Below are 15,028 nucleotides of genomic sequence, written 5' to 3' on the forward strand. Positions count from 1 at the left end.
CGAGGACGCCCGAAGGAGGATCTCCCTGCGGCGCAGTTCATTATCATCAGAAAGGGTGGAAGAAGATGCACAGAGATGTTGTGGCGCGCTACCGCGTCGAGACTGATCTTCCCCTGAGAAAAGCTGCTGAGGCGATAGCTGCTGAGCAGTCGACGGGGACATGGACCGAGGTGAGGGGAGCTGAGAGCGATCTTGCAGCCAGGGTTCTATCGATAAATGGCAATACTGTGGAGATTGAGTTCCCCGTTGAGCTTTTCGAGCCGGGGAACATACCGCAGTATCTCTCTGTTATAGCGGGCAACCTCTTCGGTCTGGAGGCTCTGAAGAAGGTCCGGCTCCTCGATGTTGATTTTCCGGAGTCGCTGGTCAGGGCGCACAGCGGACCGAAGTTCGGGATAGAGGAGGCGAGGAGTATCATCAACGTGCATGATCGGCCTCTTGTCGGCACTATCGTCAAGCCCAAGGTCGGGCTGAACCCCAGGCAGACAGCCGAGGTCGCTGGGGCTGCTGTGAGGGGCGGCCTTGATCTCGTCAAGGACGATGAGACGCTCACAGACCAGAGATTCTGCCCGATGGAGGAGAGGGTCGAGGAGGTCATGGCCGAGCTCGACAGGGTCGAGAGCGAGACCGGGAAGAGGGCGTTCTACGCTGTCAACGTCACAGCTGGCGCTGATACAATCCTTGAGAGGGCGGAGAGGGCGATCGACCGGGGCGCGAACATGCTCATGATCGATGTCCTGACAGCTGGCTTCTCAGCGCTCGAGGCGCTCGCAAGGGGAGTGGATCTGCCGATACATGTGCACAGAACAATGCACGGAGCGATTACCAGGGACAGAGCGCATGGAATATCGATGCTTGTCATAGCGAAGCTCGTGAGGATGGCGGGAGGCACCAACCTGCACACCGGCAGCTATGTTGGCAAAATGGCCAGCGATGTCGAGGAGAACAACCAGTGCAGAGATGCCTTGCGTGGGGAGTGGTATGGCCTTAAGAGGGTATTCCCTGTGGCTTCAGGCGGCATACATCCCGGGAAGGTCGCAGGCAACCTGGATGGCTACGGTATGGACTGCATAGTGCAGGCTGGCGGTGGCGTACATGGTCATCCCGATGGGACTACCGCCGGAGCGAGGGCCATGGTGCAGGCGGTTGAGGCGTGGCTGAGCGGCGTGCCGGTGAGGGAGTATGCGAAGAGTCATAAGGAGCTCGAGCGTGCGCTTGAGCGATGGGGTGTTTGAGCTCCTCCCATGGAAGTGAAACCGAAGGTTTTATATTCGTAGATGGGGATGGATTGACAGTCTGTCACGAGTCAAGCGACGCGCGCTGTTTGAAAAACAGCATGGATGTAGTGAGGGATCAGATGGCGAGACACGAGATCTTGTCGAGAATCAAGCAGGCAGAGGCGGATGCGAAGGCCAGTGTCCAGCAGGCCTTGCAGGAGAAGGAAAAACGCATCGCTGATGCCACTACCGAAGCAGCGAACATAGTGCGTACAGCCGAATCCGAAGCACAGGCCTTCTACGAGAAGGAACTCGCCAAGGCGGAGGGCGAAGTTAAGGCCAAGAAGCAATCGGTTATTAGCGAGGGCATGCGAAAGGTCGATGCCTTGAGGTCTAGTGCAAGCGCAAAACTGGACAAGGCGGTTGAATACATGCTAAAGGAGTTTATGGGGTTGTTGCATGCTTAGACCCGTTGAGATGAGCCGTGTAGTCGTCGCCGGGTCGAAGAATGTGATGGAGTCTGTGGTGGAGAAGCTCCATGAGCTCAACCTCATGCACATCGTCAACTACACAGGTGGTGCAGACTATTTTGAGCAGGGCAAGACGATGGGCAAGGGCAAGGAGTTCTCCGAGAACCTCATAAAGCTCAGATCGATTGAGAGATATCTGGATATAAAGCCAAAGGCTCCCGATGTCAGGTTTGCGGAGTCCCAGATAGTATCCCAGATGGACGATCTGCTGGGAAGGCTTGCGAATGATGTGACCTCTACCTATGAGCGCATAACTGCGATCGAGGCTGAGGTCAAATCAAAGCAGGATCAGATCAATGCGCTTCGGCCACTGGCGGCGATCGACCTGCCCATAGAGCTGTACTCAGGCTATGAGACCCTGGCGGTCTTCGTGGGAACGGTTGAGTCCGCAGTTGACGCCGATGTAGCAAAGGTCGCTCCCAAGAGCGAGGTCTTCACAGGGAGCTTCAAGAACACCACGGTGGTCGCGGTGTTCGTGCCCGTTGAAAAGGCCTCTGAGGTTCAGGCAATCCTTGCCGAGCATGGGTTTGCAGAGATCTCGGTTCCAAAGCTTACCGGAGCTCCCGATGTGGCCATAGCCACACTGGAGGCGGAGATAAAGCGGCTGGAGTCCGAGAAGGAGCCACTGCAGAAGAAGCTCAAGGATCTGAAGAAGCAGTATGAGGACATCATACTCGCTGCGGATGAGTACCTGAGCATCCAGACCCAGAAGACCGATGCGCCTCTCAGGTTTGCAACAAGCGAGAACGCGTTTGTCATAGATGGCTACGTTCCGTCAGCGGACTATGATAAGCTCAAGAGCGCGCTTGAGAGCACAACCGGCGGCAGAATACACGTTGAGAAACTCTCTGAGAGCGAGATGGAGGAGCTGGTCGAGAAGAAGGGCGAGGATATACCCACGAAGATCGAGAACCCCGGGATCGTGAAGCCTTACGAGCTCATCACCAGGCTTTTCGCGATACCTGAGTACAAGGAGTTCGATCCGACGCTTCTGATATTCGTGTTCTTCCCGATAATGTTCGGGATGATCCTCGGCGACGTCGGATACGGCATCATGATAATACTCGTGCTCATGATGCTGAAGAAGAAGTTCAGAACTGAGGGATGGACACAGCTGATCAACATCGTGATGATCGCAAGCGTCTGGTCTATAATCTTCGGCCTGATCTTCGGCGAGATCTTCGGGCCAATGGGCCTGTGGGGCAAGATCTTCGGGCAGCTGCCGCATGAGGAGATCCTTGCGCTGGAGGAATCCGGAAGGTTCTTCGGCGAGGGTGTCTTCGGTCCGCTTGGCAGGGTTGGCCCGATGGGAATGTTCCCGCTGTACAGGCTGGCCACTAATGCGGTGCTGATGCTGATCGGTGTCAGTATCTTCATCGGTGTTCTCCATTGTGGAATCGGTTCCATACTCGGCGTCAAGACAGAGCTCAATTATGGTGAGAAGAAGCACGCGTATTTCGAGAGGCTTCCGGTGCTGATCTTCCAGGTGGCTTTTGCGCTGCTGCTTCTCGGCCTGGTTCTGGGCTTCATGCCCATGGTGTATCTCATGGGTCTCCTTGTTGTGGTGGCTATCGTCATGATGGTCATGGGCCCGGAGGGTGTGATGGGTGCCACACATCTGCCGTTCTATGTGAGCAACCTGATATCCTACCTGAGGCTTCTGGCCATTGGCCTCGCATCAGTTGGTGTTGCATTTGCGGCCAACAAGCTGGCCTTTGGCGTCATCATGCCGATGCTCAGCGGCGGTGAGCACCTCACGATGGTCGCTTACATCGTGGGAGTCATCGTGCTGCTTGTGGTGCACTTCATCAACCTGCTGCTTGGTATACTGTCTCCGTTCATGCACCCCCTGAGGTTGCATTACGTCGAGATGTTCACCAAGTTCTACAGCCAGCATGGTGGTGGAGTTGAATACAGTCCCTTCGGACACGTCCGGAGGTATCTGAAGGTATAATAGGACGAACAGAAATTGAATGGTTATAATAATAGTAAGGAGGTTTGAGGAATATGGCTATAACGGATGCGGGAGTAATGTACGGTCTGTTGGCAGTTGGTGCGGGTCTTGCGACTGGGCTTGCCGGTATCGGTGCGGGTGTCGGTGAGCAGGGCATCGGAGCCGCCGTCGTCGGCGTCGTTGCAGAAGAGCCTGGATTCCTGGGCAAGGGCCTGTTCCTGATGCTGCTGCCCGAGACGCTGATCATCTTCGGGCTTGCCGTCTCGCTGATCCTGATGTTCGCCTGGTCACCCTTTGCCGCGTTACTCTGAGCACCCCCATCCAGAAGGGTGAGAGGCAATGGCACTAGATGCAGTGGTTGAGGATATTCTGGCAACAAGCAAGAGCAAGGTCGCCCAGATAAATGCGGAGGCCGAGCAGGAGGTTGCCAGAATACTTAGTGAGGCCAGAGAACGTGCCGCCGATATAAAGTCCAGGAAAGAGGCAGAGGCAAAGCACGACATAGAGGCTCTTGTGCGCAGGGAGATGTCCAGCGCAAACCTGGAGCTCAAGAGGGCTGAGCTGAACGTTCACAAGGAACTCCTTGAGCAGGTGAGGACGAAGTTCCTCGAGGGGGTCGCAAAGCTGCCCAAGGACAAGAACGAGGCTCTGATAAAGAAGCTCCTGGAGCCCTATGATCTCAAGGATATGAAGGTCTACTCCAGCAAGAGAGATCAGGCCTTTGTATCCTCTCTTGTCCCCAACTACGGAGGCACGCTGGATATAATCGGTGGCGTGGTGGTCGAGAGCAAGGACGGGTCAGTGAGGTTCGATCTCTCATATGAGACTCTAGCGCGGGATATATTCAACGCCAAGGTCAAAGAGGTCTCCAAGCTCCTGTTCGGGTGAGAGCGATGCCAGTACTACGTTTGCCGAAGTTCGGAAAACCGGTGAAGTACGCATACATCACGGGCAGGGTAAGAGCGATGAAGACAAAGCTCATACCCAACGAGATGTATGCCAGAATGCTTAACATGGATATACCAGAGATTGCAAGATACCTCGAAGAGACCCAGTACAAGGAGGAGATCGATGCTCTGGCCAAGGACTACTCCGGTGCAGAGCTGATCGAGCATGCGACCTTTGCAAACCTGGCAAAGACCTACAGGAAGCTCCTTGAGGTCTCGATAGATGAGCCCCAGTTCCTGATACTGGAGTACCTGAGGCGCTGGGACATCTGGAACATAAAGACGATCCTCCGCGGGAAGTTCTATGGCGCCAGCGACTCTGAGATAATGAAGTACATAGTGCCGGCTGGTGAGCTGGACAGGGAGTTCCTGGAGGGGCTTGCCAAGAAGGACTCGATCAACGATGTCATAGCAGCATTCGAGGGCACGGACTTCGCTGAGGCTCTCTCCAAGTACGATGGGAAGTTCCTCGCCTCTGTGGAGAACGCCCTTGACAAGCTCTATTACTTCAGAATGGAGCGCGCTGTGGGCGGAACGCTGTCAGTCGGCGGCGGTCTCCTTCTCAAGTACGTGAGGAGAGAGATCGATATCAAGAACCTCATAACCCTCTTCCGCATGAACAAGGCTGGAATCGAGGCCGGCATCGTTCAGGAGAACCTGATACCTGGCGGCAAGCTCAGCGAGGAGCTGAGCCGGATGGCAGGACAGCCCTACGCGGATTTCGTCAGAGGGCTCGAGGGCTATCCGTTCTGGAGCGCAATCTCAGATGTGGCGACCGCAGACCTCGATGGCGTGAGCAGAATAGAGGCAAGACTGAAGGCCTATCTCATAAGATATGCCTGGTCTCTCTCCAACTACCATCCGCTGTCGATCCTGCCTGTGCTTGGCTACATAGTCACAAAGGAGACAGAGGTTGCCAACATCAGGAAGATCGTCAGAGGTAAGGAGGCTGGACTGCCCAACGAGCTAATCGAGGAGCAGATGGTGGTGGCATAATGGAGATTGCAGTTATAGGTAATAGTGATGCGGTCATCGGATTCAGCCTCGCAGGGATCAAGAAAGCCTACGAGGCCACCTCGGAAGAGGAGCTGATAAACAAGATAAATGAGGTAATGGCTGATCCGAATGTGGGAATTCTGGTCCTGCACCAGAATGACTATAACAGGCTTCCTAAGAGGCTGCAGTCGACCTTATCTAACTCCGTTAGGCCTACTGTTATCGCTATCGGAACCGAGCAAAGCACAGAGATGAGAGAGAAGATTAAAAGGGCAATAGGTGTCGATTTATGGAAGTAGGAAGAGTAAAGAGAGTCGCCGGACCGGTCGTGCAGGCCGTTGGTCTGAAGGCTTCGATGTACGACCTGGTTCTGGTCGGCGAGGAAGGCCTGATGAGTGAGGTCATCGGCATTTCCGGAGATAAGCACATCATCCAGGTATACGAGGATACCTCGGGTATCAAGCCTGGTGAGCCGGTCAAGGAGACCGGAGGGCCTCTGATGGCCCAGCTTGGTCCTGGCATCCTCACTCAGATCTACGACGGCGTTCAGAGACCGCTTCCCCTGCTGGCCGAGAGGTCTGGAGACTTCATCAGCAGAGGCCTCTTCGTCGATGGTGTAGATCACAAGAAGAAGTGGGAGTTCCAGCCCCTGGTGAAGAAGGGCGATAAGGTAAAGCCCGGACAGCCCATAGGTGTCGTCCAGGAGCAGCTCCTGATCAAGCACAAGATCATGGTCCCACCGAAGCACAAGGGTGGGGTAGTCAAGGAGATTTACAGCGGGAACTTCACGGTCGAGGAGACTGTCTGTGTGCTCGAGGATGGCTCACAGCTCACGATGCTCCAGAAGTGGCCTGTCCGCCAGGCACGTCCTGTTGTGAGGAAGCTGCCTCCGACGATCCCGCTGAGGACCGGACAGAGAGTTATCGATGGGTTCTTCCCGCTGGCAAAGGGCGGAACCGCAGCCATCCCCGGTGGATTCGGCACGGGCAAGACTGTCATGCAGCAGACGCTCTCAAAGTGGTCCGACGTCGATATAGTCATCTACGTCGGATGCGGCGAGCGCGGCAATGAGATGGCAGATCTGCTCCACGAGTTCCCCGAGCTGGTGGATCCGAGGACGAACAGGCCGCTGCTCGAGAGGTCGATCGTCTACGCCAACACATCCAACATGCCAGTCGCGGCTCGCGAGGCGTCGATCTACACAGGGATGACCACAGCGGAGTACTACAGAGACATGGGATACGATGTGCTGATGACCGCGGACTCGACATCGAGATGGGCAGAGGCCATGAGAGAGCTCGCCTCGAGGCTTGAGGAGATGCCTGGTGAGGAGGGCTACCCGGCGTATCTCGCTGCAAGGCTTGCCGACTTCTACGAGCGCGCTGGAAGGGCCGAGATCCTGGCCGGTGGAGAGGGCTCGGTCGCGGTCGTGGGCGCTGTATCGCCACCCGGCGGAGACTTCACAGAGCCTGTGACACAGAACACGCTCCGTATAGTGAAGGTCTTCTGGGCGCTCGACTCCAGACTTACACAGCGCAGGCACTTCCCGTCGATCAACTGGCTCGATTCGTACTCGCTGTACGAGAAGGATCTGGAGAGCTGGTATGCTGAGAACGTCGCTCCTGACTGGAACCAGCTGAAGAGGAGAGCGATGGCGATACTGCAGGAGAACGCCGAGCTCGAGGAGATCGTCATGCTGGTCGGCTCGGATGCGCTGCCCGAGGATCAGCAGCTGACGCTCGAGGTTGCCAGGATGATCATCAACTTCTGGCTGGCGCAGAGCGCGTTCCACCCGGTGGATACATTCTGCCCGTACAAGAAGCAGTATGATCTCCTGAAGGCGATACTGACGTACAGAGACTACGCATTCGATGCTCTCCGCAGGGGTGTAGCGGTCGATCAGATCAAGAGCGTACCCTCCAAAGACGCACTAGCCAAGCTCAAGATGGTTGAGGACTACGAGCCCGAGCTCAAGAAGGTCATGGACCAGATGAAGGCCGAGTTCGAGGCTCTGAAGTAAGGGGGTTGCCAATGACCAAGGAATACAAGACTATAACCGAGATCTCTGGACCCCTGGTGTTCGTCGAGAAGACCGAGCCGGTAGGCTACGGTGAGCTCGTCGAGATCAGGACGGCCAGCGGTGAGGTGAAGAGAGGCCAGGTCCTGGACACCTCGGATGAGATCGTCGTCGTCCAGGTCTTCGAGGGTACCGGTGGCCTCTCAAAGGATAGCTCCGTGAGATTCACTGGAGACGTCATCAAGATGCCGCTCTCTCCGAGCATCATAGGGAGGGTCCTCTCCGGCTCCGGCAGGCCGAGGGATGGCGGGCCACCCATCGTACCAGAGGTGGAGCGCGAGATCATCGGGGCTGCAATAAACCCTGCCTCGAGGGAGAAGCCAAGGGCTTTCATCCAGACAGGCATCTCGACCATTGACGGGACCAACACCCTTGTGAGGGGGCAGAAGCTGCCCATCTTCTCAGGTGCAGGTCTCCCGCACAACGATGTCGCCCTTCAGATCGCCCGTCAGGCAAAGGTCCTGGGTGAGGCAGAGCAGTTCGCGGTGGTCTTCTGCGCCATGGGCATCACAAACGAGGAGGCCCAGCACTTCATGGCAGACTTCGAGAGGACAGGCGCTCTCGAGAGGGCTGTGATCTTCCTCAACCTGGCAGATGATCCGGCCGTCGAGAGGCTCCTGACTCCGAAGCTCGGCCTGACAACGGCTGAGTACCTGGCGTTCGATCTGGACATGCACGTGCTGGTCATCTACACAGACATGACCAACTACTGCGAGTCCCTGAGGCAGATGGGAGCTGCCCGAGAGGAGGTTCCCGGACGCCGCGGCTATCCGGGTTACATGTACACAGACCTTGCCACGAACTACGAGCGCGCCGGGATCATAAAGGGCAAGAAGGGGTCGATCACACAGTTCCCGATCCTCACGATGCCAGGCGACGACATCACCCACCCGATTCCGGATCTCTCAGGATACATCACAGAGGGCCAGCTCATCGTATCGCGTGAGCTCCACAGGAAGGGCATATATCCGCCAATCGACATCCGCCCGTCCCTGAGCAGGCTGATGAACTCAGGAATCGGCGCCGGACACACCAGGGAGGATCACAGGGCTGTGTCGGATCAGCTCTACGCGTACTACGCAGAGGGCTGCGATCTGAGGGGCCTCGCTGCGATCGTCGGTAAGGAGGCTCTCTCTGAGCGCGACAAGCTCATCCTGGAGTTCGCCGACCAGTTCGAGCGCAGGTTCGTCAACCAGGGCAGGGATGAGGACAGGTCCATCATAGAGACCCTCACCATCGGGTGGGAGCTCCTCTCGATGCTGCCTGAGACGATGCTCACCAGGATCGACGACAAGTACATCAAGAAGTACCATCCGAAGTACGCAGGCACCGCAAAGAAAGAGTGAGATCATGGCCGTAATAAGAGGGACAAAGCCGACCAGGGCAGTGCTCATCGCCCTTCGAAGAAGGATTAAGGTGGCACAGACTGGTCACGAGCTCCTCAAGATGAAGCGCGACGGCCTCATGATCGAATTTTTTGAGGTGCTGAACAGGGCGAAGACGATACGGCAAGAGCTCGTCCAGGATTACATCCGGGCGGAGCAGAGGCTCAGCATGGCGAAGGCCGCGGATGGCACCATAGCAATAAAGAGCGTGGCCTTTGCCCTGCAGAAGGAGCCTGTCGTGGATCTGCAGTCCAGAAACATCATGGGCGTTGTCGTTCCCAAGATATCCGCAGAGGCCGTGCACAAGAAGATGTACGAGCGAGGATACGGTATCATAGGAACAAGCGCCGCCATAGATGAGGCTGCAGATGCCTATGAGAGCCTGGTGGACAAGATAATCACAGCAGCAGAGGTCGAGACCTCGCTCATGAAGCTCATAGATGATATCGAGAAGACCAAGAGGCGTGTCAACGCTCTCGAATTCAAGGTCATACCCGATATCAAGGACACCATCAGGTTCATAGGCTTCGCGCTGGAGGAGATGGACAGGGACAACATAGTCAGGCTGAAGAAGCTGAAGGCGAAGGCTCAGAAGCGCGCAAAGGCTGAGGAGGCTGAAAAGGCGGCCAAAGCAGCTGCCGAGGCTGCCACATAAGCATGACCGGATGGGCCGAGCGCAAGGCAAAGGAGTGGTTTGGAACCCCCGAGAAGAAGATGAGGTTGCTGCAGTGGCTGGTGTACATCTCCAACCTCTACGTGATTCTCGGGGTATTCATATTAATTTATATTCTCTACGGAGAGCACCTTCACGCGCTCTGGGACGCGATCAGGAGCGGTGAGCTTTAGCTGCTGTTGCCTCAGCGGGATCTGCCTGGATCACGCAATGGTTGTATGCTTTCTGGAACGGCGTTTTTTATGACTTGGGGGTTCTTTCTTTCCGGCATCTCTGTACCGGCATACCTTTTGATCGAGTGAGCTGCGATCGCAGCATATTTGCAGAATCATACGGAGGGAAACCGATTTCTCCAACATACTGATATCTCACTCTCATGACTCAGGCTCTTTATCTGGATGACAGCTACCTGCGCAGCTTTGATGCAGTCGTCATTGATGTTGATGACACAGGAGTTTATCTAGACAGGACCGCATTCTATCCGAGATCCGGAGGTCAGCCATCGGATTTGGGAATTCTGATCAGAGTCGATCAGGTGTTCAGAGTTGAGGGTGTTGAGCCGTCAGAGCATGGCATATGCCATCGCGCTCAGGGGCTCTCTCCCGGAGAAGAGGTCAGGGGCGAGATAGACTGGACGCGGAGGTACAGGATCATGCGTAGCCATACGGCATGCCACATCCTGAGCGCGGTGATATTCAGAGAGACCGGAGCGCTGATAACCGGGAACCAGATCGACACTGACAGGTCACGGGTTGACTTCAGCCTCGAGGCGTTTGACAGGTCGATGATAGAGACATACGTGGGAATGGCAAACGATCTCATAAAAGAGGGTCATCCGGTAAGGGTGAGGTTGATGACCAGAGATGAGGCGATGGAGATCCCGGATCTCGTAAGGCTTGCGAAAAACGTTCCGGAGAGGGAGAGCGTGAGGGTCATTGAGATCGAGGGTGTGGATCTGCAGGCATGCGGGGGCATGCATGTCAGGAACACCTCAGAGATCAGGGAGATACGATTGGTTAAGGCGGAGAACAAGGGAAAGAGCAACAGAAGGGTTTACTTCGAGCTGGTGGGATGATGCACATAATGGAGCTTCTCGGAAGATGCAGGGTGAAGATTAAGGACGAGCAGGTGGTTGAGACCACAGAGCCGCTCATAGAGTGGTGCCCTCTTTTCGACAAGGTCCGGGGAATAAAGAGGATAACATCCGAGGCTGCTGCCAGGAATGCTGAGTTCCGCATGAGAGAGCACGGGATGTTCACGCCCAGGCGGAAGCTCGAGATGAAGACCTTCGTGAGCTTCGGCGCCTCTGAGACCATGATGACAGGCATAGCCCGGGGGCTGATCGAGGCAGCGGTCACTGTTTGTGATGGGGCAGGCACGGTTATATCAGATTCCCCATCGCTGGTCCAGGGCATGGGTGGCTGGATCTCCGGCCTCCTGGAGACCGAGCCGATACCGGAGGTCATAGAGTACATCGAGCGGAAGGGCGGCATTGTGCTCTCTCCCAAGGATGCGAGGATCGATCAGCTCGAGGGCGCGAGAATTGCATCTCAGAGGTACAGGAGATTCGCGGTCACGGTCACAGATGCAGAAACTGCATTCAAGCTGAGAGAGCTGGAGCAGGAGACCGGCTGCAGGATACTGATTGTGGGGGTACATCTGACCGGCATATCAAGGGATGATGCCGAGCGGCTTCTATCCACTGCTGATATAGTAACGGGGTGCGCATCGAAGCATATCCGTGAGCTAGTGAGGCCACTCGTGCAGGTCGGGACCGCGGTGCCCCTCTTCGGCCTGACCAGGTGGGGAAAGGAGCTTCTCGTCGAGCGCGCGAAGGATGTGGAGCAGCCCCTACTCATAAACACGATGCCCCTGCCGGTTCTGCCTGAGCAGAAGCAGCCCAGGCCACTGGTGTGAGGCTCTATGGGCGCGAGCTCCGGTCTTCGTCGATCTATCCTTGGCACATGGGATGAGCCTGTGGAGGCATCGGTGACCGGCCTTTCGTCAAAGGCAGTGCGGAAAGTGGATTACAGTCCGACTCTTGCGAGCACCTCTGCTGGATCATACCTAAGGCGTATGATCCTGCTTCTTCCCCTCATGCCTGATCCAGTGAAGCTTGTCTCTACAAGCCTCAGCGCCTCCAGCCTCCTCAGGATCCCGTAAAACTTCGTGTAGCCTGCATCTGCGATCTCACGGTATACGCTGTAAAGCTCGCCGGACTGCGCTTTACCTTCGGGCTGCTCTGCGATTATCCTCAGCAGAGCTCTCTCGTCCCTGCTCAGCGATCTTATCGCATGCTCGAGATGCAGGAACCTGGAACTCCCGAACGCCTTTCTCACATCATCCTCTGATATGCTCCTGGACGCTCTTCTCTCCGCTTCCATTCCAGCGCGCTTGAGCAGGTCTATCCCCACCCTGAGATCGCCGGATTCTGCGGTTAGATCCACCACAGCATCAAGCACATCCTGGGAGAGAACACCTGGATAGAATCCGAGCTGAGCCCTTCGGGAGAGTATCGCGAATATCTCATCTCTTTTGTAGTGCGGAAACATTATCTCCTCAGGCCTGAAGACGGACTCAACTCTGGGATCGAGGATGTACTTCATGGAGGGCTCGCTGTGTGCAGCTATCACACCCGCCCTGAATCCGGGCAGCGACTCATGAGATCTGAGAAGCGTGTATAGTATGTGATCAATCTCCTTCTCGGGAAAGAGATAGCTTACATCGTCCAGAGCCACAATCAGAACGACTCCCCTGGATGCGAGCTCATTTGCTATTTTATCGAAGAGGTGCTTGAAGGAGATGCCGCTTGAGGGAGGGGTGACTCCAAAGATCTTCTTGTATATCTTCGAGAAGATGCTGTACCGTGTCCCGGCTATCTGGCAGTTTATATGGACAGGGATCACGCTTCTCGTATGCTTCTCCAGCTCCTCGAAGAGCTTTATTATCGCGGTGGTCTTTCCCGTGCCAGGTGGGCCCATGCAGAGCGCGTTCACAGGCCTGGCTCCACGAATGGCTGGACGCACGCAGAACCTCAGGCTCTTCATCTGAGCCTCTCTGTGATCGAATTGCTCCGGCACATAGTCCAGCTCGAAGACCTCAGGGTCCTTGAAGAGCGTCTCGTCCCAGAGAAGCATGTCATCTTTCATCTGCTTCAATCCACTATTCGAGAACAACTATATATATGCCTGTGCATTGAAAGAGTTCTCACAAAGGAGGGAGCATATACGACAGATACACAGGCTGGAGCGCAGGAGCAGGAAGAATCGAAGACCAAGATGCCGCAGTTCCTGCCGAAGCTTAGGGGCCAGCAGGTGATGATAAGGATGAACGACGGCAGGCCGCTGAGCGGTAAGCTTGTCTCGTTCAACGCATACGAGATAGTGCTCGATGCCGGGCCCAGGACATATCTGCTCTTCAAGCACGCCATCGCCAGCATAGAGGTCCCGAAGGGAATCCTGGACTGAGATGTCCGGGGAATCCACGGTATGCAGCTGGGGCTCAGAGCCCGGCGTTTATAACATCAGGGCCTCAGAGAACTTGCAGCATAAGTTAATATTCTATCAGCGTACCAGATCGTTATAAAGGGTTTCAAGGGAGTGGTTTGTTGTCTCAGGATTTCAGCAGGACTTTAGTTGGGGAGGCGCTGGTTGGGGATGGGCCTGAGGTTGCGCATATCGATCTGGTCATAGGGCCGAAGGGCGGGGCGGTTGATGATGCATTTGTCACATCGCTGGCATCACCGCGAATGGGTCACACGCCACTTCTCGCGGTTCTGGAGCCGAATCTGCCCGCAAAGCCATCGACTATGATCGTGAACAAGGTGACGATCAAGAATGCAAGGCAGGCGGCACTGATGTTCGGACCGGCTCAGGCAGCGGTCGCAAAAGCCGTGATGGACAGCGTCGCGGAGGGGGTTATACCCAGGGAGAAGGTCGAGGATATTCTCATAGTGGTCTCTGTATTCATCGAGTGGGATGCAGAAGACAAGAAGAAGATCTACGAGAACAACTACCTCGCGACGAAGATGGCAATAAAGAGAGCAGTTCGATCTGAGCCCAGGGTCGATGAGATCCTCTTCAGGAAGGATACTGCAAGACACCCATTCGCATGATAACATGCGTCTGATATCAGCGCTTCTCTGATGCAGATCACCAGAAACGAGCTGCATGGATTGTGAAGATCTCCATGAGCTATATGTGATCTACAAATGATTCATATCACTCATAGATATCAGCAAATCGAGTAATGGAAGCCCTACATGAAAATTAGCTACTTAAGCCGGTCAGTCTCCATCCTTGCTTGAGGTGCGAACCTCTGAGCGGGCAGGAGAGTGACGGATTGGATGATCGGCAGGGGAATTATGAGCGAGATGATTTCGTTGTATGATAAAATTTGCAGCAGCAGGAATGCAGATCGAGTTCTTATGGTCACGATCTCGATCATATTCGGCATATTCCTGATCGTGTCTGCATCTGGGCAGGAGCCCGGTTTTATCGGGCCGGATCTTGCCGGGAATCAGCCTCCAGCTATAACGTCATTTGTAAGTGATCCGCAGAGCCCGCAGGATGCGGGTGTGGAGGTGAAATGGATCGTAAGTGCAATCGATCCAGATGGTGATGTGCTGGAGTACATGTTTCTCCTGAAAGGTCCGGCGACAGGAGACAGCTGGAAGGATATGACCGGCTGGATAACCGAGCCGAGATGGGTTTGGAGGACATCTGAGAAGGATGTTGGCTCCAACGAGATCGAGGTTCGTGTGAGAGATGGATATGAGGATCTGGATGATGGTTATGATGTAAAAGAAACAGCCAGATATGTCATCAATCGTCCGGTTCCACCGAACCGTCCGCCACAGGTGATGGGCCTGTTTGCATCTCCTGAGCCTCCACAGGTTGCCGGTACAGTGGTCATGTGGAGTGCGAGTGCATCAGATCCTGATGGAGATGCGCTTCAGTACCAGTTCTTGCTCGATGGCAACGTTGTGAGGGACTGGTCGTCTGATAACACATGGGCATGGTCGACGACTGAGGTAGAAGCAGGATCTCACAGTGTGACGGTTGCTGTCAGAGACGGTGTTAATGAGCCGGTATCGACATCAGCTCCGTACACGATACTCATGCCGAACCGTCCGCCACAGGTGATGGGCCTGTTTGCATCTCCTGAGCCTCCACAGGTTGCCGGTACAGTGGTCATGTGGAGTGCGAGTGCATCAGATCCTGATGGAGATGCGCTTCAGTACCAGTTCT

General features: G+C 55.4%; 16 protein-coding genes and 1 pseudogene. 16 read left to right on the forward strand and 1 reads right to left on the reverse strand.

Features of this window, described 5'->3' with window-relative positions; all coding sequences use genetic code 11:
• Positions 1-53 precede the first annotated feature (53 nt).
• The 13 genes and pseudogenes from QFX31_RS07995 to QFX31_RS08055 form a co-directional block, all read left to right on the forward strand.
• A pseudogene (locus QFX31_RS07995) lies at positions 54-1,235 on the forward strand (RuBisCO large subunit C-terminal-like domain-containing protein); the annotation flags it as partial.
• 122 nt (positions 1,236-1,357) lie between these two features.
• Positions 1,358-1,684 (forward strand): ATP synthase archaeal subunit H, encoded by a 327-nt coding sequence (gene ahaH, locus QFX31_RS08000; protein WP_348531583.1) that lies wholly within the window; start codon positions 1,358-1,360, stop codon positions 1,682-1,684.
• Entirely contained in the window at positions 1,677-3,701 is a 2,025-nt protein-coding gene (locus QFX31_RS08005; RefSeq protein ID WP_348531584.1) for a V-type ATP synthase subunit I, read from the forward strand. The genes ahaH and QFX31_RS08005 overlap by 8 nt, the downstream gene beginning before the upstream one ends.
• Before the next feature lie 53 nt (positions 3,702-3,754).
• Positions 3,755-4,012 carry a H+-transporting two-sector ATPase C subunit gene (locus QFX31_RS08010; protein ID WP_011696758.1) on the forward strand — a complete coding sequence of 86 codons (258 nt, stop codon included), beginning with the start codon at positions 3,755-3,757 and terminating at the stop codon, positions 4,010-4,012.
• Between the two features lie 28 nt (positions 4,013-4,040).
• Positions 4,041-4,589, forward strand: a complete 549-nt coding sequence (locus QFX31_RS08015) for a V-type ATP synthase subunit E (RefSeq protein WP_348531585.1) — start codon at positions 4,041-4,043, stop codon at positions 4,587-4,589.
• A gap of 5 nt (positions 4,590-4,594) precedes the next feature.
• Positions 4,595-5,644, forward strand: coding sequence for a V-type ATP synthase subunit C (locus tag QFX31_RS08020; RefSeq protein WP_348531586.1), 1,050 nt, complete (start codon positions 4,595-4,597; stop codon positions 5,642-5,644).
• Positions 5,644-5,943: a V-type ATP synthase subunit F gene (locus tag QFX31_RS08025; protein ID WP_011696755.1), complete on the forward strand. Its 300-nt coding sequence runs from the start codon at positions 5,644-5,646 to the stop codon at positions 5,941-5,943. Before QFX31_RS08020 ends, QFX31_RS08025 begins: the two co-directional genes overlap by 1 nt.
• On the forward strand, positions 5,934-7,664 hold the full coding sequence (locus tag QFX31_RS08030) for a V-type ATP synthase subunit A (protein ID WP_348531587.1): 1,731 nt from the start codon (positions 5,934-5,936) through the stop codon (positions 7,662-7,664). The genes QFX31_RS08025 and QFX31_RS08030 overlap by 10 nt, the downstream gene beginning before the upstream one ends.
• 11 nt (positions 7,665-7,675) lie before the next feature.
• Entirely contained in the window at positions 7,676-9,067 is a 1,392-nt protein-coding gene (locus QFX31_RS08035; RefSeq protein ID WP_324302374.1) for a V-type ATP synthase subunit B, read from the forward strand.
• Positions 9,068-9,071: 4 nt separating this feature from the next.
• A complete protein-coding gene (locus tag QFX31_RS08040; protein WP_348531588.1) occupies positions 9,072-9,761 on the forward strand; it encodes a V-type ATP synthase subunit D in 690 nt (229 codons plus the stop codon).
• Positions 9,762-9,763: 2 nt separating this feature from the next.
• Positions 9,764-9,952, forward strand: coding sequence for a hypothetical protein (locus QFX31_RS08045; protein ID WP_175265945.1), 189 nt, complete (start codon positions 9,764-9,766; stop codon positions 9,950-9,952).
• A gap of 203 nt (positions 9,953-10,155) precedes the next feature.
• Positions 10,156-10,854, forward strand: coding sequence for an alanyl-tRNA editing protein AlaXM (alaXM, locus tag QFX31_RS08050; protein WP_348531589.1), 699 nt, complete (start codon positions 10,156-10,158; stop codon positions 10,852-10,854).
• On the forward strand, positions 10,854-11,696 hold the full coding sequence (locus QFX31_RS08055; RefSeq protein ID WP_348531592.1) for a methanogenesis marker 8 protein: 843 nt from the start codon (positions 10,854-10,856) through the stop codon (positions 11,694-11,696). Before alaXM ends, QFX31_RS08055 begins: the two co-directional genes overlap by 1 nt.
• 110 nt (positions 11,697-11,806) lie before the next feature.
• Here QFX31_RS08055 and QFX31_RS08060 read toward each other — a convergent pair whose 3' ends face one another.
• Entirely contained in the window at positions 11,807-12,928 is a 1,122-nt protein-coding gene (locus tag QFX31_RS08060; protein ID WP_348531593.1) for an ORC1-type DNA replication protein, read from the reverse strand.
• Positions 12,929-13,057: 129 nt separating this feature from the next.
• Between QFX31_RS08060 and QFX31_RS08065 the strand changes: the two genes are divergently transcribed.
• The 3 genes from QFX31_RS08065 to QFX31_RS08075 all read left to right on the forward strand — a co-directional run.
• Entirely contained in the window at positions 13,058-13,246 is a 189-nt protein-coding gene (locus QFX31_RS08065; RefSeq protein WP_297759522.1) for an RNA chaperone Hfq, read from the forward strand.
• A gap of 140 nt (positions 13,247-13,386) precedes the next feature.
• Positions 13,387-13,893 carry a formaldehyde-activating enzyme gene (gene fae / locus QFX31_RS08070; RefSeq protein ID WP_348531590.1) on the forward strand — a complete coding sequence of 169 codons (507 nt, stop codon included), beginning with the start codon at positions 13,387-13,389 and terminating at the stop codon, positions 13,891-13,893.
• 249 nt (positions 13,894-14,142) lie between these two features.
• On the forward strand, positions 14,143-15,028 hold an 886-nt coding region (locus QFX31_RS08075; RefSeq protein ID WP_348531591.1), incomplete at its 3' end, for an Ig-like domain-containing protein.

The organism is Methanothrix sp. (genome assembly GCF_030055635.1).
Classification (GTDB): Archaea; Halobacteriota; Methanosarcinia; order Methanotrichales; family Methanotrichaceae; genus Methanothrix_B.